Here is a 24,589-nt window from a genome sequence, read left to right on the forward strand (position 1 = left end):
CCCGTCACAGCCGCAGTGAGAGAGGGTCTCCGCCGTTCGGCGGGGGTCACGCGGGGTGGTACCGCGGCTCGAAAGGGTCGTCCTCGCAGGAAGCACCGCAACCTGCTGGAGTGACATGACCTACCCCAAGTCCTCGTTCGGACCCGCCGCCGACTCCGTCGTGCCGAGCCCGCGCTTCCCCGAGATCGAGCGCGACACGCTGGCGTTCTGGCAGTCCGACAACACGTTCCGCGCATCCATCGCGCAGCGTGAGGGCGCCGAGGAGTGGGTGTTCTACGACGGCCCGCCGTTCGCGAACGGTCTGCCGCACTACGGTCACCTGCTCACCGGCTATGCCAAGGATCTGTTCCCGCGCTTCCAGACGATGCTGGGCAAGAGGGTCGACCGCGTGTTCGGGTGGGACACGCACGGCCTGCCCGCGGAGCTCGAGGCGATGAAGCAGCTCGGCATCACCGAGAAGACCCAGATCGAGGAGATGGGCATCGCGGCGTTCAACGCGAAGGCCCGCGAGTCGGTCCTCGCCTACACGCGCGAGTGGGAGGACTACGTCACGCGTCAGGCGCGCTGGGTCGATTTCGAGCGCGGCTACAAGACGCTCGACCCGTCGTACATGGAGTCGGTGCTGTGGGCGTTCAAGACCCTGCACGATAAGGGACTCGCGTATGAGGGGCACCGCGTGCTGCCGTACTGCTGGCGCGATGAGACGCCCCTGTCGACCCATGAGCTGCGCATGGACGACGACGTCTACAAGATGCGCCAGGACCCCTCGGTCACGGTGACGTTCCCGCTCGTCGGAATGAAGGCCGAGGCCCTCGGACTCACCGGCGTGCGCGCGCTGGCGTGGACGACGACGCCCTGGACCCTGCCGACGAACTTCGCCCTCGCGGTGGGTCCCGACATCCGCTACGTCGTGCTGCCGGGTGGCCCAGCCGGCGCGGCCGACGTGCACCACACGCCGGACGGACGGGCCGACGAGCCCGCCGAGGCTTACGCGCACAGGTACCTCCTCGCCGAGGAGCTGCTCGCCGGGTACGCGAAGGACCTCGGCTACGAGAGCGCTGAAGCGGCACGCGAGGCCGTCGTCCAGACGGTGATGGGCTCCGAGCTCGAGGACGTGTCCTACGACCGGCTGTTCGACTACTACGCGGATGCCGAGACCTGGGGCACCGGGACCGCCTGGCGCATCCTCGTCGACGACTACGTCACGACCGGCGACGGCACCGGAATCGTCCACCAGGCCCCGGCCTACGGCGAGGACGACCAGCGCGTCACCGAGGCTGCCGGCATCCCGCTCATCATGAGCCTCGACGATGGCGGACGGTTCCTGCCGCAGGTGACGGATGTCGCCGGCGAGCTGTGGATGGATGCCAATCGCCCACTGATCCGCCTGCTCCGTCAGGAGGGCCGCCTGCTGCGCGAGGCGAGCTACGAGCACTCGTACCCCCACTGCTGGCGGTGCCGCAACCCGCTCATCTACCGCGCGGTGTCGAGCTGGTTCGTGCGGGTGACCGACATCAAGGACCGCCTGCTCGCGAACAACGAGCTGATCACCTGGGTGCCCGCGAACGTCAAGCACGGCCAGTTCGGCAAATGGCTCGAGGGCGCGCGCGACTGGTCCATCAGCCGCAACCGCTACTGGGGTTCGCCGATCCCGGTGTGGAAGAGCGACGACCCCGAGTACCCGCGCGTCGACGTGTACGGCTCGCTCGAGGAGATGGAGCGCGACTTCGGCCGCCTCCCGCGCAACGCGGACGGCGAGGTCGACCTGCATCGTCCGTTCATCGACGAGCTGACCCGCCCGAACCCCGACGACCCGACAGGCGCGAGTACGATGCGCCGGATCGAGGACGTCTTCGACGTGTGGTTCGACTCGGGCTCCATGCCCTACGCGCAGGTGCACTACCCGTTCGAGAATCAGGAATGGTTCGAGGAGCACTCGCCCGCCGACTTCATCGTCGAGTACATCGGGCAGACCCGCGGCTGGTTCTACGTGATGCACGTCCTGTCGACGGCGCTGTTCGACCGCCCGGCGTTCACCGGGGTGTCGTGCCACGGCATCGTGCTGGGCAGCGACGGGCTGAAGATGTCGAAGTCGCTGCAGAATTACCCCGACGTCAGCGAAGTGTTCGATCGCGACGGGTCCGACGCCATGCGCTGGTTCCTCATGGCCAGCTCCGTGCTGCGCGGCGGCAACCTCGTCGTCACCGAGGAGGGCATCCGCGCCGGCGTGCGGGAGTTCATGCTGCCGCTGTGGAACGCCTGGTACTTCTTCGCGACCTACGCCAACGCGTCCGGACCCGACGGCTATGAAGCCACCTGGCGCACCGACTCGACCGACGTTCTCGATCGCTACATCCTGTCGCTGCTGGGCGACCTCGTGCGCGACGTCGCGGTCGACCTCGGAGGCCTCGACTCGACGCTGGCTGCGGGGAAGCTGCGGGACTTCGCGGAAGCACTGACCAACTGGTACATCCGCCGTTCGCGCGACCGCTTCTGGGTCGGCGTGACCGATGACCCGACGAGCCGCGACGCGTTCGACACCCTCTACACGGTGCTCGAGACGCTCACCCGGGTCGCCGCACCGCTCATCCCGCTCGTCTCGGAACGGGTCTGGCAAGGGCTGACCGGCGGCCGCAGCGTGCACCTGCAGGACTGGCCCGATGCCGCGGCGTTCCCGGCTGCCGACGACATCCGCACCGCGATGGACGCCGTCCGCCAGGTGTCGAGCGTCGCCAACGCGTTGCGCAAGAAGGAGGGCAAGCGCGTGCGCCTGCCGCTGGCGAAGCTCACGGTGGTCGTGCCGGATGCCGCGTCCCTCGCGCAGTTCGACGGCATCCTGCGCGACGAGCTCAACGTCAAGGCGGTCGAGCTCGTCGAGCTCGACGGCGGCGTCGCGGAGCGCTACGGCATCAGCAAGCGGCTGACGGTCAACGCCCGCGCGGCGGGGCCGCGTCTGGGGAAGCAGGTGCAGCACGTCATCTCGGGTGCGAAGGCCGGCGTGTGGGAGGAGATCGACGGCGTGGTCGTCGTCGACGGCATCGCCCTGCAGGAGGGCGAGTACGAGCTCACTCTGGAAGCCGGCGGGGTCGACGAGGGCACCGCGATCGCGCTGCTCGCGGACGGCGGCTTCGTGCTCCTCGACACCGCGACGACGCCCGAGCTCGAAGCGGAGGGCCTGGCCCGCGACGTGATCCGCGCCGTGCAGGACACCCGCAAGGCGGCAGGGTTCGACGTGAGCGACCGCATCCGTCTCGAGCTCGCCTTCGACGACATCGACGATCGCGTCGGCGTCGAGACGGCGTTCACCATCGCGGACGTCGCGGGGGAGACCCTCGCGGTCGAGCACGCCCTCTACGGGCCGCGCGGCAGCCTTCCTGACACCGATCCGCACCACACGGCCGAGTTCCCCGCGGGAACGTTCGCGAACCGCGGAGCGTTCGCGGTCTCCGTGACGAAGGTGGAGGCGTCCGCATGAGTGATCGCGATGTGAGTCGCGCCGACGCGGTCTACGCGGCGCTGCTGGAGCGGCAGGGGGAGCGATGGGTGCAGCCGCGCGTCGAGCGCACCCGCCGTGTGCTGGAGCTGCTCGACGATCCGCAGAAGACCTACCGCGTCGTGCATGTGACGGGTACGAACGGCAAGACCTCGACCAGCCGCATCATCGAGAGCCTGGTGCGCGCACACGGGCTGCGGACGGGGCTGTTCACGAGCCCGCACCTCGCGCGCTTCACCGAGCGCATCATGGTGGACGGCGAGCCCATCGCCGACGGGGCCGTCGCTGACGCGTGGGATGAGATCGAGCCGTTCGTGGCCTTGGTCGACGCCGAGCTCGAGGCCGCCGGCGACGCGCCGCTGACGTTCTTCGAGCTGCTCACAGTGCTCGCCTTCGTCGCCTTCGCGGACGCCCCGATCGACGTGCTCGTTCTCGAGGTCGGCATGGGCGGATCGTGGGACTCGACCAACACCGCCGACGGTGATGTCGCCGTGTTCACGCCCATCGACATCGATCACGCCGACCGGCTCGGCGACACGATCGCCGAAATCGCAGCGGTGAAGGCGGGGATCATCAAAGACGGCGCAGCAGTCGTATCGGCGCGCCAGGATCCCGCTGCCGAGCGTGTGCTGCGAGACGCGGCCGCCGCGCACGGCGCGAGCATCGCGTTCGAGGGCGAGGACTTCGGTCTCGCCGAGCAGCGGCTCGCCGTCGGCGGGCAGCAGATCACCGTGCGCGGTCTCGCCGGCACCTACGACGAGGAGTACCTCCCGCTCTACGGTGGACACCAGGGCTTCAACGCGGCACTCGCGATCGCCGCCGTCGAGGCGCTCATCGGCGGCGCCTCGCAGGCGATCGCGGGCGCCGTGCTCACCGAGGGACTCGCGCGGGCGACCGCACCCGGCCGCCTGCAGCTCGTCGGAGTCGCGCCGACCGTCCTCGTCGACGCCGCCCACAACCCGCACGGTGCGCGGGCCCTCGTCGCAGCGCTGCGGGAGTCGTTCGACTTCGACGAGTGGGGCGTCGTGCTCGGGGTGCTGGGCGACAAGGATGCCGCAGGGATAGTGGCGGAGCTGGCACCGGTCGCCAGCCACGTCTTCGCGACCGCGCCGGCGTCGGAGCGCGCCGAGCACGCCGACCGGCTCGCCGATCTGGCGGAGTCGCACGAGCTGCCAGTCACCGTCTACGACGACCTCGCGCAGGCCGCGGAGGCCGCGCGGGCGTGGGGAGCCGACTCCGCACGCCGTGCAGTGATCATCGCCGGGTCCGTCGTGCTCGCGGGCGAGGCGATCACCCTGGCCGACGCCGAGGAATGGAAGAGCGGGTGGGAGGCATGACCGGCACCGCCCCTCAGCAGCCTGCCCGGCGTGCCCGCGGCGCCGCGGAGTCGCTCGCGTCGATCGTCCTCGCGTTCGAGTCGATCATCGCGTTCCTCGGCGGCCTCGTGATCTACGGCCTCAAGGCACTCCCCGAACCCATCGAGCCCTGGTGGGGCATCGTCGCGGGATCCGTCGTCGCCGTGCTGATGGTCCTCACCGGCCGTTTCGTTCGCTATCGCTGGGGCATCGCCGTCGGCTGGGTGCTCCAGGTCATCGTGGCGCTGGGCGCGTTCCTCGTTCCGGCGCTCGGGCTGGTGGCACTCATTTTCGGTGGGATGTACGCGTATGCGACGATCAAGGGAGCCCAGCTCGATCGGCGCAACGCGCAGCTCGCGGCGAATCCCCCACAAGAAGCCGGAACGGCGAACGGAGACTGACATGGCCACCGAAGAGACCCTCGTCCTGGTCAAGCCCGACGGAGTGGCGCGCGGCTTGACCGGTGCGATCCTCGCCCGCATCGAGGCGAAGGGGTACTCCCTCGTCGACATCCGCCTGGTGGAACCCGACCGCAGCACCCTCGAGCGGCACTACGCCGAGCACGAGGGCAAGCCGTTCTACGAGCCGCTCCTCGAGTTCATGATGTCCGGTCCGTCGGTGGCGATCCGCCTCGCCGGGAACCGCGTCATCGAGGGCTTCCGCTCGCTGGCGGGCACCACCGACCCGACCACGGCCGCGCCGGGCACCATCCGGGGGGACCTCGGCCGCGACTGGGGTCTCAAGGTGCAGCAGAACCTCGTGCACGGCTCAGACAGCCCCGAATCGGCCGCGCGCGAGCTGGGGATCTGGTTCGCCTGATTCGGCTCAGCCGGGGAAGATGCGCTGGAGCGCGTCCAGCTCCACCTGCGCGATGATCGCGATGACGGCGTAGCTTCCCACGGCGAGCAGCGGGAGCCAGCCCATCAGGCGCTCCGACGCCGAGCGCACTCCGGCCGGCACCGCCACGATGCCCGAGCGCAGGATGTGCAGGGTGACGGCGTAGAACGTCGGGATCGTGACGACCCAGGTGACCATGCACCAGGGGCACAGCGTGCCGAGCTCGAAGATGCTCTGGCTGATGAGCCAGATCACGAAGCCGAACGCGAAGGTCATCCCCAGCTCGAAGAGCCACCAGAACCAGCGGGCGAACCGCGCGCCGGCGAGGATCGCGACGCCGACCACGATCGGGGCGACCCACCCCGCAAGGCCCAGGATCGGGTTCGGGAACCCGAACACGCTGCCCTGCCATGACCCGAGGTTCGCGGTGCACTGCACCAGTGGGCTGAAGTCGCACGACGCGATGGCGTCGGGATCGGCGAGCAGGTGCAGGCGCTCCATCGTGAGCGCGAAGGCGGCGATCCACCCGATCACACCGGCGATGATCAGCCAGACGGCCAGGCCGGCGGGACGGGTGTGGGTCTGGGCGCGCGGCATGCCTCGGATTATGGCATCGGAGGTTGAGCGGATGCCGCGCGTCGAACCGTGGAAAACCCTCGGCGTGGCGTCGGCGAGCAATCGGCGGGCGAAAGTGCGATAATGGTCGTCGATGCCCCGCGGCCGCGCCGCGACCCGCATCACCAGAAGACTTCAGGGCGACGAATGCCCTTGGCAGCGTGAGCTCCCGCCGCATGAGCCGGGATCCCGTTGCAGACCGAGTGAGTTCGCGGCACCGCAGGTGCGGCACCGCAAGAGATTTCGCCGGGCGGCGCGCGGTGCCGACCCGCAGGGAGTAAGCCAGTGATGGCCGATGGAACAGATGCAGACCTCAACCCCCAGAACGAATCGGATGCCGCGCTAGCGCCGGATGCTGCGGACACCGCGGCGACCGACGCGGCGAACGACCCAGCCGATCTCGCGGAGGCTGAGACCGAAGCCGTGATCGAGGCCGTCGAGGTCCTCGAAGAGGGCGGCGCAGCGCCCGTGACGGAAGTCGGCGCCACCGAGGCGGCGCCGGGCTCCGGCGCGGCCGACGCGGCGGCGGACGCCGCGAGTACGCTCGAGGCGCCGATCGAAGCGGAGGCGACGACAGAGCCGGAGACCTCCGGAGAGCCCGAGCCGCAGGCTCCGCTGACCGCGGTGGGCCTCGGACTCCTGCCCGAGGACTTCGTGTCCCAGGTGTCGACACAGCTGCACTTCTACGCACCCGAGATTGCGTTCCTGCCTCCGGCGCCCGACGAGGAGCGCGAGCGCGACTCCGAGCAGTCGTCCGGATCGCCGCGGCGTCGCAGTCGCCGCCGCGGCGGAGAGGGCCGGGACGAGGCATCCGCTCCGTCCGAGCCCGCGCAGCCGCGCCAGCGCGCCGTCGAGCTGATCACCGAGCCGCAGCGCATCAAGGGCTCGACGCGCCTCGAGGCAAAGAAGCAGCGCCGCCGTGACGGCCGTGAGGCCGGCCGCCGTCGCGCGGTCGTGACCGAGGCGGAGTTCCTCGCACGCCGCGAGGCCGTCGACCGCGTCATGATCGTCCGCTCCAAGAACGGTCGCATCCAGATCGCCGTGCTCGAAGACAACGTTCTCGTCGAGCATTACGTCGCGCGCAACCAGGACGCCTCGCTCATCGGCAACGTGTACCTCGGTCGCGTGCAGAACGTGCTGCCGAGCATGGAGGCCGCGTTCGTCGACATCGGCCGCGGCCGCAACGCCGTGCTGTACTCCGGCGAGGTTGACTGGGACGCGGTGGAGACCGGCAACCAGCCACGCCGCATCGAACTCGCGCTCAAGTCGGGTGACAAGGTTCTCGTGCAGGTCACGAAGGACCCCGTGGGTCACAAGGGTGCGCGTCTGACGAGCCAGATCTCGCTGCCGGGCCGCTACCTCGTGTACGTGCCGGGCGGAGCCATGAACGGCATCTCCCGCAAGCTCCCCGACACCGAGCGCGCGCGCCTCAAGAAGATCCTCAAGGAGGTGCTGCCGGAGTCGTCGGGTGTCATCGTCCGCACCGCCGCCGAGGGCGCCACCGAAGACCAGCTCACGCGCGACGTGCAGCGGCTCACTACGCAGTGGGAGCATGTCAGCAAGCAGGTCCAGACGATCCAGGCGCCGGCGCTCCTCCACTCCGAGCCCGACCTCCTCGTCAAGATCGTGCGCGACGTGTTCAATGAGGACTTCACGCGCATGCTCATCCAGGGCGAGGACGCGCACCAGACCATCACGAAGTACGTCGAGAGCGTCGCGCCCGACCTGCTCGAGCGCGTCGTGGCCTACGAGGGCGATCGCGACCCGTTCGACGAGTTCCGTGTCACCGAGCAGATCGAGAAGGCGCTGGACCGCAAGGTCTGGCTGCCGTCCGGTGGCTCGCTGGTCATCGACCGCACCGAGGCGATGACAGTCGTAGACGTCAACACCGGGAAGTTCGTCGGCTCGGGTGGAAACCTCGAAGAGACCGTGACGAAGAACAACCTCGAGGCTGCCGAGGAGATCGTTCGCCAGCTGAGGCTGCGTGACATCGGCGGCATCATCGTCGTCGACTTCATCGACATGGTGCTCGAGTCCAACCGCGATCTGGTCCTGCGACGCCTGGTCGAGTGCCTCAGCCGCGACCGCACGAAGCACCAGGTCGCCGAGGTCACTTCCCTCGGCCTCGTGCAGATGACGCGCAAGAAGCTGGGCCTCGGGCTGCTCGAGACCTTCAGCGAGCCCTGCGAGGTCTGCGCCGGCCGCGGCGTGATCGTGCACCACGACCCCGTCGTCAAGCACCGCGGCGCGCAGTCGCCGGGCGGTGCGCCCTCGGGCCGCCGCTCCCGCGGCGGAGGAGGCGCGCAGCAGCAGGCCACCGGCGGCTCCAACGGCACGCACGTGATCACCGAGGGCGTCAAGTCTGCGCTCGCGCAGATCGCCGCGTCGACCATCCACCACCACGACGAGGTCCCGGCAGATGAGCCGGCCGCGGTCGAGGCGCCGGCGGAGCGGCCGAAGAAGGCCCGGAAGAAGCGCGGCGACGCGGCCAAGACGAAGGCCAAGGCGCCCAAGACCGAGAAGGACATCCTGCTCGATTCGGTGCTCGAGGCGCTTCCCGAGCCGAAGGCCCCGGGGCAGGGCCGGTCGCGCCGCCGCGTGACCACGGCCGCCCTCACCGGCACGCCGGTGTCGCACACGCCCTCCGAGGACTGATCTCGACGACGCGCCGTCCGCCTGCTCCGAAGGGGTCAGCGGCCGGCGCGTCGTTCCCGCGCTGTCACGCGGAGCCCCGACGCGATGAGCCGCCGCACCAGTTCGTGGCCGTCGACGTGCTCTGCACCCGCGGCGACGAGCCTGGCGTGGGACTCATCGGGCACGTCGTAGTGATCGCGGTCGAAGCCGCGGCGGGGGATGCCGTTCGCCGCGGCGAACGCGTGCAGCTCGTCGAGATCGCTGTCGCTCACGAGGTGCGCCCACAGCCTCCCGTGGGCGGGCCACCGCGGATCGTCGATGAGGATCGCCACCCCGAGATCATTTCACGAGGGATGCCGCGACACGGTTCGGTCCGCTTTTGGCGTTGGTCGCGGCATCCGGTAAAGTAGTCCTTTGGTGCGTCCCGTTTCGCAGGATATGGCGATGCTCGACAGGCTCAGCAGCCGGCTGGAGCCGTCGCTCCCGCACCAGGACTTCCTCTTCTCGCAAGAGCAGAGTCTCGCAAAGACAACCGGAGCCGTGCGCTCCATCTCAGTAGAAACAGGTGTGAAGTGGTTTACGCAGTTGTGCGCGCCGGTGGCCGGCAGGAGAAGGTCGAGGTCGGCACGATCGTCGTTCTCGACCGCCAGGCCGCGAAGATCGGCGACAAGATCGAGCTGCCCGCCGTCCTGCTCGTGGACGGCGACGCTGTCACGACCGACGCTGACAAGCTCGCCAAGGTGACCGTCACCGCCGAGGTCCTCGGCGAGGAGCGCGGCCCGAAGATCGTGATCCAGAAGTTCAAGAACAAGACCGGCTACAAGAAGCGCCAGGGGCACCGTCAGGACCTCACGCGCGTCAAGGTCACCGGCATCAAGTAAGTCCAGGAAGAGACGCAGAGATGGCACACAAAAAGGGCGCAAGCTCCACCCGTAACGGTCGTGACTCCAACGCTCAGCGACTGGGCGTGAAGCGCTTCGGCGGCCAGCAGGTCCTCGCCGGCGAGATCATCGTCCGTCAGCGCGGCACCCACTTCCACCCCGGCGCCAACGTCGGCCGTGGCGGCGACGACACGCTGTTCGCCCTCGCGGCGGGCGCTGTCGAGTTCGGTCAGAAGGGCGGCCGCAAGGTCGTCAACATCGTGGCCGCCGCGGAGTAATCCTCGGACTGCGCACACTCGAGGAAAGGGGCGGGCTTCGGCTCGCCCCTTTCCCTTTACTCTGGGGCTGACCCAGACCGCTCGTGAGGGGGAACGCATGGTCACATTCGTGGATCGTGTGACGCTGCATCTGCGCGCCGGCAAGGGCGGCAACGGCTGCGTGTCCGTGCGCCGTGAGAAGTTCAAGCCGCTGGCCGGTCCAGACGGAGGGAACGGCGGGCACGGCGGCGACATCGTGCTCGTCGCCGACCCCCAGGTGACGACCCTGCTGTCGTACCACCACTCGCCGCACCGCTCCGGCGGCAACGGCGGGTTCGGCATGGGCGATCACCGCTCCGGTGCGGCGGGGGAGTCGCTCGAGCTCCCGGTGCCGGTCGGAACGGTGGTGAAGGACCCCTCGGGCGAAACGCTCGTCGACATGATCGAGCCGGGGATGCGCTTCGTCGTCGCGCCGGGAGGCTTGGGCGGTCTCGGCAATGCGGCGCTCGCCAACCCCAAGCGCAAGGCCCCCGGCTTCGCGCTGCTCGGCACGCCCGGGTGGGAGGGCGACGTCCAGCTGGAGCTGAAGACCGTCGCCGACGTCGCCCTGGTCGGGTTCCCCTCGGCGGGCAAGTCCAGTCTCATCGCGTCCGTCTCCGCGGCGCGGCCCAAGATCGCCGACTACCCCTTCACGACGCTGCACCCGAACCTCGGTGTCGTGCAGGCCGGTGACGTGCGGTTCACCGTCGCGGACGTCCCCGGTCTCATCGAGGGCGCGAGCGAGGGCAAGGGCCTGGGCCTCGAGTTCCTGCGCCACGTGGAGCGCTGCACCGCGCTCGTGCACGTCCTCGACTGCGCGACGCTTGATCCGGGTCGCGACCCGCTGAGCGATCTCGATGTGATCCTCGCCGAGCTCGGCGCGTACCCAGTGCCTGAGGGCCAGACGCCGCTCCTCGAGCGTCCGCAGCTCGTCGCACTGAACAAGGTCGACGTGCCCGAGGCGAAGGACCTGGCCGACCTCGTGCGGCCGGAACTCGAAGCCCGCGGGTTCCGCGTGTTCGAGATCTCCACCGTCAGCCACGCGGGTCTGCGCCAGCTCACCTTCGCGCTCGGCGAGATCGTCGCGGCGCACCGCGTCGAGCAGGCCAAGACCCCTGCTCCCGAGCGCATCGTCATCCGCCCCAAGGGCTCCGAGAAGGAGTTCTGGATCCGTGTCGAGGGCGGCACTTACGGCAACATCTACCGGATCCTCGGCGAGAAGCCGGTGCGCTGGGTTCAGCAGACCGACTTCCAGAACGAGGAGGCTGTCGGCTATCTCGCTGACCGGCTGGAGAAGCTGGGCGTCGAGGACGAGCTGTTCCGCGCGGGCGCGACCCCCGGTGCGACCGTCGTCATCGGCGAGGGCGACGGCATCGTCTTCGATTGGGAGCCCTCGCTCAAGTCGGTGGCCGAGCTCGCCACCGCCCCCCGCGGCACCGATCCGCGCCTGGTGCAGAGCAGCCGCCGCACGACGTCCGAGCGTCGCGAGCGCTACCACGACATGATGGATGCCAAGGCTGAAGCCCGCGCCGAACTCGAGGCCGAGCGCCGTGCAGCGAAGGACTGGAGCGCGGAGGGCGACGAGTGACGCTGGAACGGCGCGACCTGCCGCAGGCGCGCCGGGTCGTCGTCAAGGTCGGCTCCTCGTCGATCAGCGGCGAGAACGCCCACAAGATCGGTCCGATCGTCGACGCCCTCGCGGCCGCCTACGGACGCGGTGTCGAGGTCGTCCTCGTATCGTCGGGTGCCATCGCCACCGGCATGCCGTATCTCAAGCTCGACGAGCGCCCGAGCGACCTGGCCACACAGCAGGCCGCTGCCGCCGTGGGCCAGAACGTGCTCATCTACCGCTACCAGGCGGCGCTCCGCGGCTTTGGCATCGTCGCGGGCCAGGTGCTGCTGACGGCCGGCGACCTCGAGAACCCCACGCACCGCTCTAACGCTCGCCGCGCGATGGAGCGCCTCCTCGGACTGCGGATCCTGCCCATCGTCAACGAAAACGACACCGTCGCCACGCACGAGATCCGCTTCGGCGACAACGACAGGCTCGCCGCGCTCGTCGCGCAGCTGGTCGGTGCCGACGCGCTCGTGCTCCTGAGCGATATCGAGTGCCTCTACACACGGCCGCCGGACGAGCCAGGCGCGACGCCGATCACCCGCGTCGCCTACGGCGACGACCTCCATGGGTTCGAGTTCGGCTCGGTCGTGGTCAACAGCGTCGGCACCGGCGGCGCGGCGACCAAGGTCTCGGCTGCGCGGCTGGCCGCGGCATCCGGCATCGGCGTTCTCGTCACGAGCGCCGACCTCGTCGACCAGGCGCTGGCGGGCGCCGAGATCGGCACGTGGTTCCAGCCGCACCCCGAACCGACTGCGGCCCCGGCGACCGGACCCGTGCGCACCGCCGTCGATAAACTGGTGGGATGACCACCACCGCGACGACTGCCCGCGAGCGGATGCTTCTCGCCAAGGAGGCGTCCCGCAGTGTCGGGCTCCTCTCCGACGCCGCCAAGCGCGACGCCCTCGAGGCGATCGCACGGGCGATCGAGAACGCCGCCGGCGACATCGTCGCCGCGAACGCCGAGGACCTCGAGCGCGGGCGCAGCACGGGACTGTCGGTTGCGCTGCAGGATCGCCTGCGGCTCGACGAACCGCGCGTCGCCTCCCTTGCGGCGGCGGTGCGAGAGGTCGCTGAGCTGCCCGACCCCGTCGGCCGCGTCCTCGACACCCGGACCCTCGCGAACGGTGTCGCACTGACGAAGGTGGCCGTGCCGTTCGGCGTCGTCGGGTCGATCTACGAAGCGCGCCCGAACGTCACAGTCGACATCGCCGCACTCGCGCTGCGCTCGGGGAACGCCGTCGTCTTGCGCGGCGGAACGGCCGCTGAGCGCACGAACGCCGCGCTCGTGCGGGCAATGCGCGGCGCCCTGGCCGAGCAGGGCATCGACCCCGAAGCGATCCAGACCGTCGACGACTTCGGACGAGAGGGCGCGCGGGAGCTGATGCAGGCCCGCGGCATCGTCGACGTGCTCGTGCCGCGGGGGAGCGCGCAGCTCATCGAGACCGTGGTCACAGAGTCGTCCGTCCCGGTCATCGAGACCGGTGCCGGCGTCGTGCACATCGTGCTCGACTCGACCGCGCGACTCGACTGGGCGCGCGACATCGTCGTGAACGCCAAGACGCAGCGTCCGAGCGTGTGCAACTCCGTGGAGACCGTCCTGGTGGTCAAGGATGCCGCAGCCCGGCTGGTTCCGCCGGTTGTCGAGGCATTGCGCGGCTCAGGCGTCACGGTGCACGGTGACGAGACCGTCTCGGCGCTGGTGTCGGACGTCGTCCCGGCGACGGACGAGGACTGGTCGACAGAGTATCTGAGCCTCGATATCGCCATGCGCGTGGTCGACGACCTCGACGAGGCGCTCGACCACATCCGCCGCTATTCCACCCACCACACCGAGTCGATCATCACGGACGACCCCGCTCACGCCGAGCGCTTCCTGGCGGAGGTCGACTCTGCCGTCGTCATGGCCAACGCCTCCACCCGCTTCACCGACGGCGGCGAGTTCGGCTTCGGCGCCGAGGTCGGGATCTCGACGCAGAAGCTGCACGCACGGGGCCCGATGGGCCTCTCCGAGCTCACGAGCACGAAGTGGCTGGCGCGGGGCGTCGGACAAGTGCGCGACTGACCGCCTAAACTGACATACAGCCTGTGCCCGCAGGCGAATGGAACGGAGCACGAATGACCATCGCCACGATCGTCGCCCTCGCCGCGGAAACCGAGCACCACGGCAACGTCGCCCTCGAGACCGTCTGGTACGGCATCGTCGCGATCTGCGTCTTCGGCGCCCTGGCCGTCGTGACGCTGTCGTACCGCAACGTCGCCAACCGCCACTCGCACAAGGCCGAGGCTTACGCCCGCGCTCACGCCAACGACGTCCAGCACGTGGGGCACGGCCACTAGGCCGCACTGAATGACGGTGCCGGCAGCCCCGAGGATCGGGGTCATGGGTGGGACGTTCGATCCCATCCATCACGGCCACCTCGTCGCCGCCAGCGAGGTCGCACAGTGGTTCGACCTCGACGAGGTCGTGTTCGTGCCGACGGGGGAGCCGTGGCAGAAGGATGGCGTCTCGCCGAGCGAGCATCGCTATCTCATGACGGTGATCGCCACAGCATCCAATCCCCGCTTCACGGTGAGCCGCGTCGACATCGATCGTTCGGGCCCGACCTACACGATCGACACGCTGCGCGATCTGAAGGCGGAGCGTCCCGACGCGGAGCTGTACTTCATCACGGGCGCCGACGCCATAGCGCAAATTCTCAGTTGGAGGGACCATGATGAGTTGTGGGACCTCGCACATTTCGTTGCGGTCTCCCGCCCCGGGCACGTCCTCAGCACAGACGGGTTGCCCAGTGAAGACGTGAGTCAGCTCGAGATCCCCGCTCTCGCCATCTCGTCGACGGACTGCCGTGACCGCGTAGAACAAGGACACCCGGTGTGGTACCTCGTTCCTGACGGGGTCGTCCAATACATTGCGAAGCACCATCTCTACCGGAGCAAGGAATGACTGAACCCGAGCAGCCGGCGAACCCACCGCTGACGCGCAAGCAGTTGCGCGAGATCCGGAACACCGGATCCACCCCCGTGATCACCCCTGAGAGCGCTGCCACGGCAGCGGCCCCGGCGACTGCCGAGCCGGAGGCGCCGCGTGCGGGCGTCGACGCTCCCGCCGAAGCTCCTGCGCAGGCAGAGTCCGAGCAGCCCGCGCCGGCCCCGCAGCAGGCTTCCGCTCCGATCGCATCGGCGCACCTCCCGCGAGCTGCCGATCCCGTAGTCGTGCCGCCGGCGCCCGTCGCCGACTCCGCTGTCGACCTCGGAGCATCGCCCCTCACCCGGCGCCAGGCACGTCAGCAGGAGCGCATCCGCACGGCGTCCGTCCCGGTCATCACCCCCGAGGTCGCTGCGGCGCACTCCGCCTCCATGGCGACCCTCGTCACCGAGGCTCCGCCGCTCACCCGCACGGAGCCGGTCAGCCTGCACAGCGGCATGCACGACCTCTTCGGTCTCGCAACGGCGCCCGCACCGGTCGTCCAAGCGGCGCCGGAGCGCACCGCCGAGGCGCCGCGGCCCGAGCCCGTGCGCCCGGTCTCCCCGTGGTCAGACGGTCACGAGTCTGCCGACCGGACCACCGCGACCGCAGAAGAGATCGAGGCCGACAGGGAACGCAGCGTGAGCCCGCTCCTCGGCGCGGGTCTTCTCGCGGCCGAGCCCGAGCAGGCCGACCTGCCGCCGTCGTTCGACCAGCTGCTCGCTCGCTCCACGGGTTCTGTCTCGATGCCCAACGCGCTCATCCTGTCGCAGGCGCCCGAGGTCTCGCCCATCGTCGCCCCGCTCAGCTCGACGGGCGAGGTGCTCATCACCGGCACGTTCAACCTCCCGGAGGGGCTCGGGTCCACCGGTCACGCGCGCGGAACGGCCGACGGCAAGGAAGTCGACGCCACGCTCGTCGACGGCGAGCTGCCCGCGCACTCATCGCCCACCCCGATCGCCGCCAGCGCTGCGATCAGCACGGTGAAGACCGCCGGCGAGGTCATCCGGCCTCCCGTGCCCGAGAAGGGCAGCAAGCTCATGCTCACGCTCGCGATCACCGCCGGCGCTCTGGCGCTCGCGCTGGTCGGCGTGCTGATCCTCGCCTTCGTCACGGGGGTGCTGTGATGACGGCATCCGCTCAGTCCCTCGACATGCTGCAGATCGCGGCGGCGGCCGCCGACGCGAAGAGCGGTGAAGACCTCGTCGCGCTCGACGTGTCGGTGCCGCTTCCACTCGTCGACATCTTCCTGCTCGTGACCGGTCGCAGCGAGCGCAACGTCGCCGCGATCGCCGATGAGATCGAGGACCGCCTTCTGGAGGCCGGGCACAAGCGCCTGCGTCGCGAAGGGCGCCACGAAGCACGCTGGGTGCTGCTCGACTTCGGCGACCTTGTGGTGCATGTGTTCCACGAGCAGGAGCGCGTCTACTACGGCCTCGAGCGGCTCTGGAAGGACTGCCCGGTCGTCCCGATCGATCTTCCGGCCCGGACGCCCACCGAGTAGTCTGCGGTGGTTCGGGGCACGCCGCGACGTGTTGTAAGCTTGTGGAGTTGCCTCGCGGGGCAGCAGAACAAGGGCCTGTGGCGCAGCTGGTAGCGCACCTGCATGGCATGCAGGGGGTCAGGGGTTCGAGTCCCCTCAGGTCCACCAAAACTCCCGGTAAAGCACCGAAACTTCGCTCCCCGATCAGGGAGTTCGAATGATCGATGGTCGTTCTACTGGACACTCCGTTGAGTCTCGCTCGACCTACCGCGCGGTCACGGGCCCCAGAACCCGTCGTTCGTTTACACTGGCGAGTCCAAGGGGAGTACTCCGACACGTTCGGCTCGTCATTACGAATGCTCGTCGCATTCCGGGCCCTCGGTCCTCGGCCACGAGGATGGAGAAGACCTTGGCGCTGATCCGCTCACGCCAAGGTTAGGACCCCGCTGTGAATGTCACTCCGCTCGTCTGGTTCATCACGATCGCGGTAACGATCGCCTTCTTCGTCTACGAGTTCTACGCGCATGTGCGCAAGCCGCACGAGCCGACCATAGGCGAGTCCGCGCGCTGGTCGGCGTTCTACATCGGTCTCGCCCTGCTCTTCGGCGTCGGCATCGGCACGGTGTCGGGCTGGACGTTCGGCGGCGAGTACTTCGCGGGCTATCTGACCGAGAAGGCGCTGTCGATCGACAACCTGTTCGTCTTCCTCATCGTCATGACGAGCTTCGCGGTGCCGAAGATCTATCAGCAGAAGGTCCTGATGATCGGCATCGTGATCGCCCTGATCCTGCGCGGTGTCTTCATCGCCGTCGGTGCCACGCTGATCGAGAACTTCTCGTGGGTGTTCTACGGGTTCGGTGCGCTGCTGCTGTTCCTGGCCTATCGTCAGGCGTTCTCTCACGGCGACTCCAACCCCGCCGATGGCCGGGTCATGCGCTTCGTGCGTCGTCACCTGCGCGTCACCGACGAGTACCACGGTGACCGGCTCACCGTCGTTCGGCAGGGACGCCGCTGGGCAACGCCGATGCTGCTGACCATCATCGCCATCGGCTTCGTCGACCTCATCTTCGCCGTCGACTCGATCCCCGCGATCTACGGCTTGACCGAAGAGGCGTACATCGTGTTCACCGCCAACGCCTTCGCCCTGATGGGCTTGCGCCAGCTGTTCTTCCTGATCGGTGGCCTGCTGGAGCGCCTGGTCTACCTCGCGCAGGGCCTCGCGGTCATTCTGGCCTTCATCGGGGTGAAGCTCCTCATCCACGCCCTCCACAAGAACGAGCTGCCGTTCGTCAACGGCGGCGATCCGATCACAGTGATTCCCGAGATTCCGATCTGGCTCTCGTTGCTCTTCATCGCAGGGACGATCGCCGTGGCGACCGTTGCGAGCCTCGTCAAGACCCGTGGCGACCGCGGCGCGGCTGATCCGATCCCGGTCGATGATGCACCGGGGGAGCCGCGCGGGCGTCCTACTCCGCACTGACCGTCCACGACTCCGACGGTGCCGAGCGCCTGACGGAGGGCTCGGCGCAGCGTCAGGCGATTCCGGTGGTGTTCAAGAGCGCACCGATCGCGAACGTGGCCGCCAGAGCGATCGCGCCGCCGACGACGACGCGGATCGTGGCTCGAGTGACGGGGCTTCCACCGATGCGGGCGCCGAGCGCGCCTGTGGCCCCGAGTGCGATGAGAACGACGATGAAGGTCACGGGGATCCGGACCGACTCCGGCAGGAGAATGGTGAGGAACGGGAGGATTCCACCGCAGACGAACGCCAGAGCGGATGCCGCGGCCGCCCGCCATGGGCTGACGAGGTCGTCCGGATCGATGTTCAGTTCCATCGACAGATGGGCACGGAGCGCGTCGCGCTCGGTCAGCTCCACAGCCACCCGTTTCGCCGTCTCGTCGCTCAGCCCCTGCGCACGATAGAGCCCCGCGAGCTCCTCGAGCTCCTGCTCGGGCATCGTGCGGAGCTCTTCCGTCTCCTTGGCGATCAGCGCTCGCTCGCTGTCGCTCTGACTGCTGACCGAGACGTACTCGCCCAGCGCCATCGAGAGAGCTCCGCCGATCAGCGCAGCCGACGACGCGGGGATGATCGCCGCAAGGTCCGGTGTCGCCGCAGCCACGCCGACAGCGATCGCCGCGACCGAGACGATGCCGTCATTGGCTCCCAGAACTCCTGCCCGGAGCCAGTTCAGCTTTCCCGCGATCCCCGCGACGTGCGGCTCGCCACCATGCATGCTCACGCGACAAACCTAGGACGATTCGGCCGCAGCGGGTGGGAGCACACGGTGCGTCGGTCATCGCTCATGGCAGTCCTTTCGTCGACTTCAGCATCGACGGGGCACCGCGCCCGCGAGAGGCCGAAGGTCCTGCGGCGATCGACTTGTGCACGGCATCTGCGACCAGGACCGCCGGGACGGCGACGGCCGCCAGAAGCCAGCCGTGCGGCGGCGGCCAGCTGCCCCCCAAGAGCGTCGCCAATGGCGGGACGCCGAGGAAGATCAGCAACAGGACCGCCTGCGCCGCCACCGCCCATTCGACGGCGCGGTTCTCCCCAAACCGCAACCGCCAGACGGGCAGCCTCGTGCTGCGGCACGCGAATGCATTCGCCATCTGCCCCAGCACGATCGCCGCGAACGCTGTTCCGGATGCGGACGCCTGGAGCGATGCAGCAGGAACGTCGCCCCACCGCCAGCCGCCCAGCAGCAGCACCGCCACGAATGCACCCATGGAGACGATGGCCTCAGTCATTCCCAAGACGAGGAATGCTCGGGCGAGCAGCACCCGGTCGATGCTGGAGCGCTGACGACGGCCCTTCATGGTGTCTGCGCGCGCGGGTTCGGCGCCGAGCGCCAACGCGGGGAGCATGTCGCTGCCGATGTCCAGCGCGATCACCTGGAGGACGCCTATCGCCAGCGGCACCGAGCCGCCTGTCACCGCCCACACCACGAACGGCGCGAGTTCGGCGACGTTGTCGGTGAGGTGGTAGGTCAAGAAGCGCCGCACGTTCTGGAAGGTCGCACGCCCCAACTCGATCGCCGCCACGATCGTCGCGAAGTGGTCGTCCAGGAGCACCACATCGGCGGCTTCCCGGGCCACATCGCTGCCGGCGGCTCCCATTGCGACGCCGACGTCGGCCTCCCGCAACGCCGGCGCATCGTTGACGCCGTCGCCGGTCATCGCCACGACGTGCCCGTGGCTGCGCAGCGCCCGGGCGATCCGCAGCTTGTCCGCCGGCTGTGCGCGCGCAACGACGACTCCGTCGTCATGGTCGATGGCGTCCGCCAGCGCGACGTCGTCAGCGGGAAGGTCTGCCCCGTCCAGCACGACGCCCCGTGTGCCCAGCAGCCCGAGTTCACGGGCGATCGCGGCCCCGGTTCGCGGGTGATCACCGGTGATCATGGCGATGCGGATGCCCGCGCTCCGGCAGGCTCGCAAGGCCTCCGCCACACCTTCCCGGGGTGGATCCTCGAGCGCAAGAAGGCCCAGCAGCTCAAGGTCGTGTTCGGCCTCCGGGGACGGCTCGGCAGTCCAACGGCGTGTCCCGACCGCGAGCACGCGCTTGCCCGCGTCTGCCAGTTGCTGCACGGCTCGAACCATGTCATCCGGCACTGCCCGGCACCGTGCGAACACCGCCTCCGGGCCGCCGAGGACCGAGACCGTGGTCCCGTCGATCGAGGAGCTGACCATGCGCTCCGAGGTATAGGCGGTGCGCTGGCCCTCGGGCTCGACGGTCAGCCCCAATCTCAGAGCAAGGCAATGGAATGCGGCCTCCATCGGGTCGCCGTCGGCCACCCAGCCTTCCGGCGTCTCCGCCACGCGCCCGCTGACGCAGCGCAGTGCGGCGCGCGTCACGTCAGCGGCGAGGGCGACGGCGGACGGGGGACCCGTCAGCCGAGCCACGGGGAGGTAACCCTCCCCGTGCACGTGGACAGCACCGGTGACGGTGACGACGATCACGACGTTCATTCGGCTCTGCGTCAAGGTGCCCGTCTTGTCTGTGCAGATGAAGCTCGTCGCTCCGAGCGTCTCGACGGCATCGAGACGACGCACCAGCGCGTTCCGCGTGGACATCTTCTCCGCACCCCGAGCGAGCGAGAGCGTCACCGTGGGGAGGAGGCCCTCCGGCACGAGCGCGACGGCGACGCCGATCGCGAAGATGGCGGCGGCCAGCGGTCCGAGGCCCAGGAGGAGCGCCGCGCCACCGAGGCCTGCGGCCACCGTCGCCGCGATCACCGCGATGACTCGAACGACTCTCCGCAGTTCGAGAGTGAGTGGGCTGGCAGGTCTCGCGGCTCCCTCTGTGAGCCGCGCGATCTCGGCCAGTTGCGTGCGCGGACCCGTGGCCATCACAACGGAGCGCGCAGTCCCCTGAACCACGAAGGTGCCGCCGATGAGCCGGTCACCCGCACCGCGAGCGACGGCGACGCTCTCGCCGGTGACGATCGACTCATCGACCAGCAGACCATCACAGGACGCTATCTGCAGATCGGCGCCGACCCGGTCACCTGCGGCCAGCACGACGAGGTCGCCAGGCACGAGATCCGCTGCCGCGACCTCGACCGCGGCGCCGTCGCGGACCACATGTGCAGTGACCGGTACGAGTGATCGCAGTTGCTCCGCAGCGCGGTCCGCGCGGTACTCCTGGGCGAAGGCGAATGCCGCATTCAAGATGATGATCACCACGATCGCCACGGCGAGGGCCGTCGTCCCCGCCACGAGCGCAAGGCCGGCCGCCACCCACAGCAACAGGGCCAGGAGATGCGTCAGCTGAGCGATCAGCATTCGCCACACCGATGCACGCCGGCGGGGCTTGAGCGTGTTGGGTCCGACCTCTGCCAGGCGCGCGGACGCCTCCGCGCTGGTCAGGCCCGACTCCGACGACGTCTCCGACACTGCGGTCACACCTTCGGTCCTTCCGCCGCACACCGAGGCTCCGTGGCCGCGCCTCGCGAGCGCTCGCGGCATCCCATCCACGCGACACGACTCAGCGTGCCGCGAGGGCGCGGGACCTGTCGGGCCGAAGGTCCTGCCGGGCGGAGCCATACGACCGCGCGGGACCTTCGACCTTCGGGTCCACCCTGCCGCCACTCATCATCGGATGATGGGTCCGCTCAGCTGTTCGCTGCGACAGGGGCCGTGACCATGCCCGCATGGGTCATCCTCGTCGTAGTCGGAGCAGGCTTCACCGCCCTGGCCGCCTGGGCGTCACGCCGATTGCTGGATCGGACGGTCGGCTGGTTCCGGGCGAGTGCGACGTCGCTCGTCGTGTTCCTGGTCGCGTTGCCCCTGGCGCTGTGGTCGCTTCGAGCCGCGGGCGTGCTCGACGAGGACGGCCGCGTGGCCGTGGGCACACCGATCGCGCTTTCTTTCATCGCGCTCACCTTGGGCTGGCTCTTCGCCGCCGTCGTCGTCTGCGTGGTCACGATCGAGTTCGTCTGGCCGTCCGGTGGCTGGGGGCGCCCTGTCGAGATGGTCCGCGATGCGCTCCGCCGACGCGATCGGGCACGACGCTACGCCGAGATTCTCTCGATCGCCTCACGTCACGGACTCGCGCTCTTCGAACGCAGAGGGCGAGGCGACGCCCCACGCGAGCTGCCTGCAGCGATCGTCGCGGCCGCAAACGAAGCCGGTGTGACGTTCGTGAAGCTGGGGCAGATGCTCTCGGCCCGTGACGATGTGCTCCCTCGGGAGATCGTCGACGCTCTGGCTACCCTCCAAACCGACTCGACGCCGATCCCCTGGGATGCGGCCAGGCAGGTCGTGGAAAGCGAGCTGCGCCGGCCGATCACAGAGGTGTTCAGCTTCGTCGACCCTGAGCCGCTCGCCGCGGCGTCAGTCGCGCAGGTCCACGCTGCGCGCCTGATCGACGGCCAGGATGTCGTCCTCAAGATCCAGCGACCTGTCGCCCGCCGGCAGGTGGTCACGGACGTGGACATCCTCAACCGGCTGGCGGGCGACCTGGAACGCCGCACCACCTGGGCACGCGAATACGGCGTGGTCGCCCTCGTCGCCGAATTCAGCTGGGCGTTGCACCAGGAACTGGACTACCGGATCGAGCTGGCGAACCTCGAGCTCGTGCGGAGGGCCGGCGCCGCATCCCCCTGGCCGGTCCGCACTCCCCGCGCGTACAGCGAGCACTCGACGGAACGCATGCTGGTGATGGAGCGGATCCTGGGAACACCGGTCAGCCGCATCGCGCCGGGCGACCTGTCGGAGGGGGTGGCTCGCGCTATCGCCGACCACCTGGTGGCGGCCGTGCTGGACCAGGTGCTCGTCCGGGGGGTGTTTCACGCAGATCTTCATGCCGGGAACGTCATGGCGCGATGTGACCACGGGAGCGATCCTGTCGGATGGGTCTCGCTGGTGGACTACGGAGCGATCGGGATCGTGGAGAAGAGCCTCCGAAGGCTCCTCGCTGCGCTGCTGATAGCGATGGCGAACGAAGACGATGCCGGCGCCACAGATCTGGTGCTGCTCATCTGCACGCACCACGGAGCGCTGGACAAGTCGGCGCTGCAGCGAGACATCGGCGCTCTCGTCACCCGAGTGCGCTTCAGCGCGTCCGGTGAAGACATCTTCCGCCTGCTCGTGGACGCACTTCGGCGTCACCACCTCGCCATTCCGCCGTCGCTCCTGCTCGTGCTCCGCACGCTCAGCTCCCTCGACGGGACGCTCCGGCGGCTGTCCGACGGATACAACCTCACGCGCAGCGGCATTCGTATGGCATCCACTGTCTCCACGCGCGGTCTGTCGCTGCACGACATGGCGATGACCGCGGAGGTTCAGTTCGCTCTGTCCGTCGAGCGGATGCTGCGAATGGGCCGGCGAGTGGAGAACATCTCCCGTGAGTTGGACGAGGGCACCTTCGCGGTGAAGGCGGTGGTGTTCGACAGTGCCGACGAGCGCACATGGGTGGACCGGCTCGCATCGCGCCTGACGGTCACCGTCGTCGGGGTCACTCTCGTGCTCGCGGGCGTGCTGCTCGGCGTGAGCGACACCGGCCCGGAGCTGGCAGGCGTGCCCGCGGTGTCGGTGCTCGGTGGGTTTCTCGGCCTCGGCGGAATCCTGCTGCTGCTGCGCAGCCTCGGCCAATCCTTCCGGAGTCGTGGCGGCGGATAGGATCGGCGACTCACCCGTGAGCGGACCGCGGTCACGAACAGATCGGCGGGGAGCCCGGCATCACGCCGGAATGGCGTACGGACGGCGGTGCGCCGGACCGCAGGTCGCTGGGCCGATGGCAGGACCTTCGGCACGTTGCGAGTGTGGGGACCGCGCCAGGGTGTACGCATGCCTTCGGCCGTCGAGACAGCGGATCGTGACCGCGCAGTCGGGGCGCACGTCGCCGACTCGCGTCGCCCGTCGCTCTTCCTCCTCCCCGCCGGAGCGACGATCGCCGGGTGGCTCGCGGCGTCCGCTGCGCTCGGCATCGCTCTCCCGCGCGCATCCGTGGTTGCCGCCGTTCTGCCGCTGGCACTGGGACCGGCCGCGGCGGTGATCCTGTTCACCGTGGCGGTCGTCCTCCTCCTCAGGGCGACGCGACGATGGGGAAGGCTCATCCTGCTGCCCTGGCTCGGCGTGGTGCTCGTCGCCGTGTACTCGACGTCGATCGCCTTCGCCGCGGCGTATCCGCCCCGGCCTGCCGCAGGGGAGCCACCGAGCGGAGCGACGTGGGCGTCGATGACGGCCGCCGACGGCACGGCGCTGGCGGGCTGGTACATCCCATCGCGCAACGGCGCGGCGGTGGTGCTCCGTCACGGCGCCGGCTCGACCTCCTCCCACACGATTGCGCAGGCTCGCGTCCTTCAGGCCGCCGAGTACGGGGTGCTCCTGACGGACGCCCGCGGACACGGGGCCAGCGGCGGTCAGGCGATGGCTCTCGGGTGGTATGGCGAGAGCGACATAAACGCAGCCGTGGACTATCTGGAAAGCCGCGCCGAAGTCGATCCGCATCGGATCGCGGTCGTCGGCTTGTCGATGGGCGGCGAGGAGGCCATCGGCGCTGCCGGCGTCGACCAGAGGATCTGCGCGGTGGCGGCGGAGGGCGCGACAGGTCGGACCGCCGCCGACAAGGCCTGGCTGGTCGAGGAGTACGGCATCGCAGGCGTCGTGCAGCAAGGGCTCGACACCGTCACGTACGCCCTCATCGAGGTGCTCACTCCCGCACCTCGTCCCGACAGCCTGGTCGACTCGCTCGCGGGCGCGGACCGGACTCCGTTCCTGCTGATCGCCGCGGGCGACGAGCAGGACGAGGAGCTGGTCGCCCGGCGCCTGCAGCGGATCGACCCGTCTCGAGTGTCAATATGGGTCGCGCCGGGCGTCGAGCACACGCAAGCGCTGCAGAGCTCCCGCGAGGAGTGGGTCTCCCGTGTCGTCGGTTTCCTCGACGAGTCGTTCGGCGGCTGCGAGAGGTAA

General features: G+C 69.3%; 21 protein-coding genes and 1 tRNA gene. 18 read left to right on the top strand and 4 right to left on the bottom strand.

Translation table 11 applies throughout. The features are described from left to right. Nucleotides 1-115: 115 nt before the first annotated feature. The 4 genes from ileS to ndk are packed head-to-tail and all read left to right on the top strand — an operon-like array spanning nucleotide 116 to nucleotide 5,667. A complete protein-coding gene (ileS, locus tag MK786_RS01595) occupies nucleotides 116-3,475 on the top strand; it encodes an isoleucine--tRNA ligase (protein ID WP_241110508.1) in 3,360 nt (1,119 codons plus the stop codon). After that, nucleotides 3,472-4,830 (top strand): folylpolyglutamate synthase/dihydrofolate synthase family protein, encoded by a 1,359-nt coding sequence (locus tag MK786_RS01600; protein WP_241110509.1) that lies wholly within the window; start codon nucleotides 3,472-3,474, stop codon nucleotides 4,828-4,830. Before ileS ends, MK786_RS01600 begins: the two co-directional genes overlap by 4 nt. Further along, nucleotides 4,827-5,249, top strand: a complete 423-nt coding sequence (locus MK786_RS01605; protein ID WP_241110510.1) for a DUF4233 domain-containing protein — start codon at nucleotides 4,827-4,829, stop codon at nucleotides 5,247-5,249. Before MK786_RS01600 ends, MK786_RS01605 begins: the two co-directional genes overlap by 4 nt. A 1-nt stretch (nucleotide 5,250) precedes the next feature. Beyond that, nucleotides 5,251-5,667, top strand: a complete 417-nt coding sequence (ndk, locus tag MK786_RS01610) for a nucleoside-diphosphate kinase (RefSeq protein ID WP_241110511.1) — start codon at nucleotides 5,251-5,253, stop codon at nucleotides 5,665-5,667. A 6-nt stretch (nucleotides 5,668-5,673) separates the two neighbouring features. Here ndk and MK786_RS01615 read toward each other — a convergent pair whose 3' ends face one another. Further along, nucleotides 5,674-6,282, bottom strand: a complete 609-nt coding sequence (locus MK786_RS01615; RefSeq protein WP_241110512.1) for a vitamin K epoxide reductase family protein — start codon at nucleotides 6,280-6,282, stop codon at nucleotides 5,674-5,676. 306 nt (nucleotides 6,283-6,588) lie between these two features. Here MK786_RS01615 and MK786_RS01620 point away from each other — a divergent pair, with 306 nt between their 5' ends. Continuing rightward, entirely contained in the window at nucleotides 6,589-8,955 is a 2,367-nt protein-coding gene (locus MK786_RS01620) for an Rne/Rng family ribonuclease (RefSeq protein WP_241110513.1), read from the top strand. Between the two features lie 35 nt (nucleotides 8,956-8,990). Here the strand turns inward: MK786_RS01620 and MK786_RS01625 are convergent, their stop codons facing one another. Continuing rightward, on the bottom strand, nucleotides 8,991-9,266 hold the full coding sequence (locus MK786_RS01625) for a DUF4031 domain-containing protein (protein WP_241110514.1): 276 nt from the start codon (nucleotides 9,264-9,266) through the stop codon (nucleotides 8,991-8,993). A gap of 240 nt (nucleotides 9,267-9,506) precedes the next feature. On the opposite strand from MK786_RS01625, the gene rplU reads away from it, so the two are divergent. The 11 genes from rplU to MK786_RS01680 all read left to right on the top strand — a co-directional run bounded on the left by rplU (nucleotide 9,507) and on the right by MK786_RS01680 (nucleotide 17,657). Then, on the top strand, nucleotides 9,507-9,815 hold the full coding sequence (rplU, locus tag MK786_RS01630; RefSeq protein ID WP_168914039.1) for a 50S ribosomal protein L21: 309 nt from the start codon (nucleotides 9,507-9,509) through the stop codon (nucleotides 9,813-9,815). A 20-nt stretch (nucleotides 9,816-9,835) separates the two neighbouring features. Beyond that, nucleotides 9,836-10,093 (top strand): 50S ribosomal protein L27, encoded by a 258-nt coding sequence (gene rpmA / locus MK786_RS01635; RefSeq protein WP_168914038.1) that lies wholly within the window; start codon nucleotides 9,836-9,838, stop codon nucleotides 10,091-10,093. 97 nt (nucleotides 10,094-10,190) lie between these two features. After that, a complete protein-coding gene (obgE, locus tag MK786_RS01640; RefSeq protein ID WP_241110515.1) occupies nucleotides 10,191-11,699 on the top strand; it encodes a GTPase ObgE in 1,509 nt (502 codons plus the stop codon). Continuing rightward, nucleotides 11,696-12,535 (top strand): glutamate 5-kinase, encoded by an 840-nt coding sequence (gene proB, locus MK786_RS01645; RefSeq protein ID WP_241110516.1) that lies wholly within the window; start codon nucleotides 11,696-11,698, stop codon nucleotides 12,533-12,535. The genes obgE and proB overlap by 4 nt, the downstream gene beginning before the upstream one ends. Further along, the gene (locus tag MK786_RS01650) at nucleotides 12,532-13,791 is read left to right on the top strand and encodes a glutamate-5-semialdehyde dehydrogenase (protein WP_241110517.1); all 1,260 of its coding nucleotides are present in this window, start codon (nucleotides 12,532-12,534) and stop codon (nucleotides 13,789-13,791) included. The genes proB and MK786_RS01650 overlap by 4 nt, the downstream gene beginning before the upstream one ends. A gap of 53 nt (nucleotides 13,792-13,844) precedes the next feature. Then, a complete protein-coding gene (locus MK786_RS01655) occupies nucleotides 13,845-14,066 on the top strand; it encodes a hypothetical protein (protein WP_241110518.1) in 222 nt (73 codons plus the stop codon). A gap of 10 nt (nucleotides 14,067-14,076) precedes the next feature. Beyond that, nucleotides 14,077-14,673, top strand: a complete 597-nt coding sequence (gene nadD / locus MK786_RS01660; RefSeq protein WP_241110519.1) for a nicotinate-nucleotide adenylyltransferase — start codon at nucleotides 14,077-14,079, stop codon at nucleotides 14,671-14,673. Beyond that, nucleotides 14,670-15,821: a hypothetical protein gene (locus tag MK786_RS01665; protein WP_241110520.1), complete on the top strand. Its 1,152-nt coding sequence runs from the start codon at nucleotides 14,670-14,672 to the stop codon at nucleotides 15,819-15,821. Before nadD ends, MK786_RS01665 begins: the two co-directional genes overlap by 4 nt. After that, nucleotides 15,821-16,198 (top strand): ribosome silencing factor, encoded by a 378-nt coding sequence (gene rsfS / locus MK786_RS01670; RefSeq protein WP_241110521.1) that lies wholly within the window; start codon nucleotides 15,821-15,823, stop codon nucleotides 16,196-16,198. The genes MK786_RS01665 and rsfS overlap by 1 nt, the downstream gene beginning before the upstream one ends. A gap of 71 nt (nucleotides 16,199-16,269) precedes the next feature. Then, nucleotides 16,270-16,345 (top strand) — tRNA-Ala (locus MK786_RS01675). Between the two features lie 280 nt (nucleotides 16,346-16,625). Further along, entirely contained in the window at nucleotides 16,626-17,657 is a 1,032-nt protein-coding gene (locus MK786_RS01680) for a TerC family protein (protein WP_241110522.1), read from the top strand. 52 nt (nucleotides 17,658-17,709) lie between these two features. Here MK786_RS01680 and MK786_RS01685 read toward each other — a convergent pair whose 3' ends face one another. Next, nucleotides 17,710-18,411, bottom strand: a complete 702-nt coding sequence (locus tag MK786_RS01685; RefSeq protein WP_241110933.1) for a VIT family protein — start codon at nucleotides 18,409-18,411, stop codon at nucleotides 17,710-17,712. Nucleotides 18,412-18,478: 67 nt separating this feature from the next. After that, entirely contained in the window at nucleotides 18,479-21,103 is a 2,625-nt protein-coding gene (locus MK786_RS01690; RefSeq protein ID WP_374200414.1) for a cation-translocating P-type ATPase, read from the bottom strand. Between the two features lie 216 nt (nucleotides 21,104-21,319). On the opposite strand from MK786_RS01690, the gene MK786_RS01695 reads away from it, so the two are divergent. Further along, on the top strand, nucleotides 21,320-23,296 hold the full coding sequence (locus tag MK786_RS01695) for an AarF/ABC1/UbiB kinase family protein (protein WP_241110935.1): 1,977 nt from the start codon (nucleotides 21,320-21,322) through the stop codon (nucleotides 23,294-23,296). 168 nt (nucleotides 23,297-23,464) lie between these two features. Next, nucleotides 23,465-24,589, top strand: coding sequence for an alpha/beta hydrolase (locus tag MK786_RS01700; RefSeq protein ID WP_241110523.1), 1,125 nt, complete (start codon nucleotides 23,465-23,467; stop codon nucleotides 24,587-24,589).

It is taken from the genome of Microbacterium sp. CFH 31415, assembly GCF_022538185.1.
GTDB lineage: Bacteria > Actinomycetota > Actinomycetes > Actinomycetales > Microbacteriaceae > Microbacterium.

Coding starts and splice junctions, on each gene's coding strand:
- MK786_RS01665 (WP_241110520.1), top strand. CDS start 14,670: ATGACTGAACCCGAGCAGCCGGCGAACCCACCGCTGACGCGCAAGCAG.
- MK786_RS01615 (WP_241110512.1), bottom strand. CDS start 6,282: ATGCCGCGCGCCCAGACCCACACCCGTCCCGCCGGCCTGGCCGTCTGG.
- MK786_RS01600 (WP_241110509.1), top strand. CDS start 3,472: ATGAGTGATCGCGATGTGAGTCGCGCCGACGCGGTCTACGCGGCGCTG.
- ndk (WP_241110511.1), top strand. CDS start 5,251: ATGGCCACCGAAGAGACCCTCGTCCTGGTCAAGCCCGACGGAGTGGCG.
- rpmA (WP_168914038.1), top strand. CDS start 9,836: ATGGCACACAAAAAGGGCGCAAGCTCCACCCGTAACGGTCGTGACTCC.
- obgE (WP_241110515.1), top strand. CDS start 10,191: ATGGTCACATTCGTGGATCGTGTGACGCTGCATCTGCGCGCCGGCAAG.
- MK786_RS01620 (WP_241110513.1), top strand. CDS start 6,589: ATGGCCGATGGAACAGATGCAGACCTCAACCCCCAGAACGAATCGGAT.
- MK786_RS01685 (WP_241110933.1), bottom strand. CDS start 18,411: ATGCATGGTGGCGAGCCGCACGTCGCGGGGATCGCGGGAAAGCTGAAC.
- MK786_RS01650 (WP_241110517.1), top strand. CDS start 12,532: ATGACCACCACCGCGACGACTGCCCGCGAGCGGATGCTTCTCGCCAAG.
- MK786_RS01655 (WP_241110518.1), top strand. CDS start 13,845: ATGACCATCGCCACGATCGTCGCCCTCGCCGCGGAAACCGAGCACCAC.
- nadD (WP_241110519.1), top strand. CDS start 14,077: ATGACGGTGCCGGCAGCCCCGAGGATCGGGGTCATGGGTGGGACGTTC.
- MK786_RS01700 (WP_241110523.1), top strand. CDS start 23,465: ATGCCTTCGGCCGTCGAGACAGCGGATCGTGACCGCGCAGTCGGGGCG.
- ileS (WP_241110508.1), top strand. CDS start 116: ATGACCTACCCCAAGTCCTCGTTCGGACCCGCCGCCGACTCCGTCGTG.
- MK786_RS01695 (WP_241110935.1), top strand. CDS start 21,320: ATGCCCGCATGGGTCATCCTCGTCGTAGTCGGAGCAGGCTTCACCGCC.
- rsfS (WP_241110521.1), top strand. CDS start 15,821: ATGACGGCATCCGCTCAGTCCCTCGACATGCTGCAGATCGCGGCGGCG.
- MK786_RS01605 (WP_241110510.1), top strand. CDS start 4,827: ATGACCGGCACCGCCCCTCAGCAGCCTGCCCGGCGTGCCCGCGGCGCC.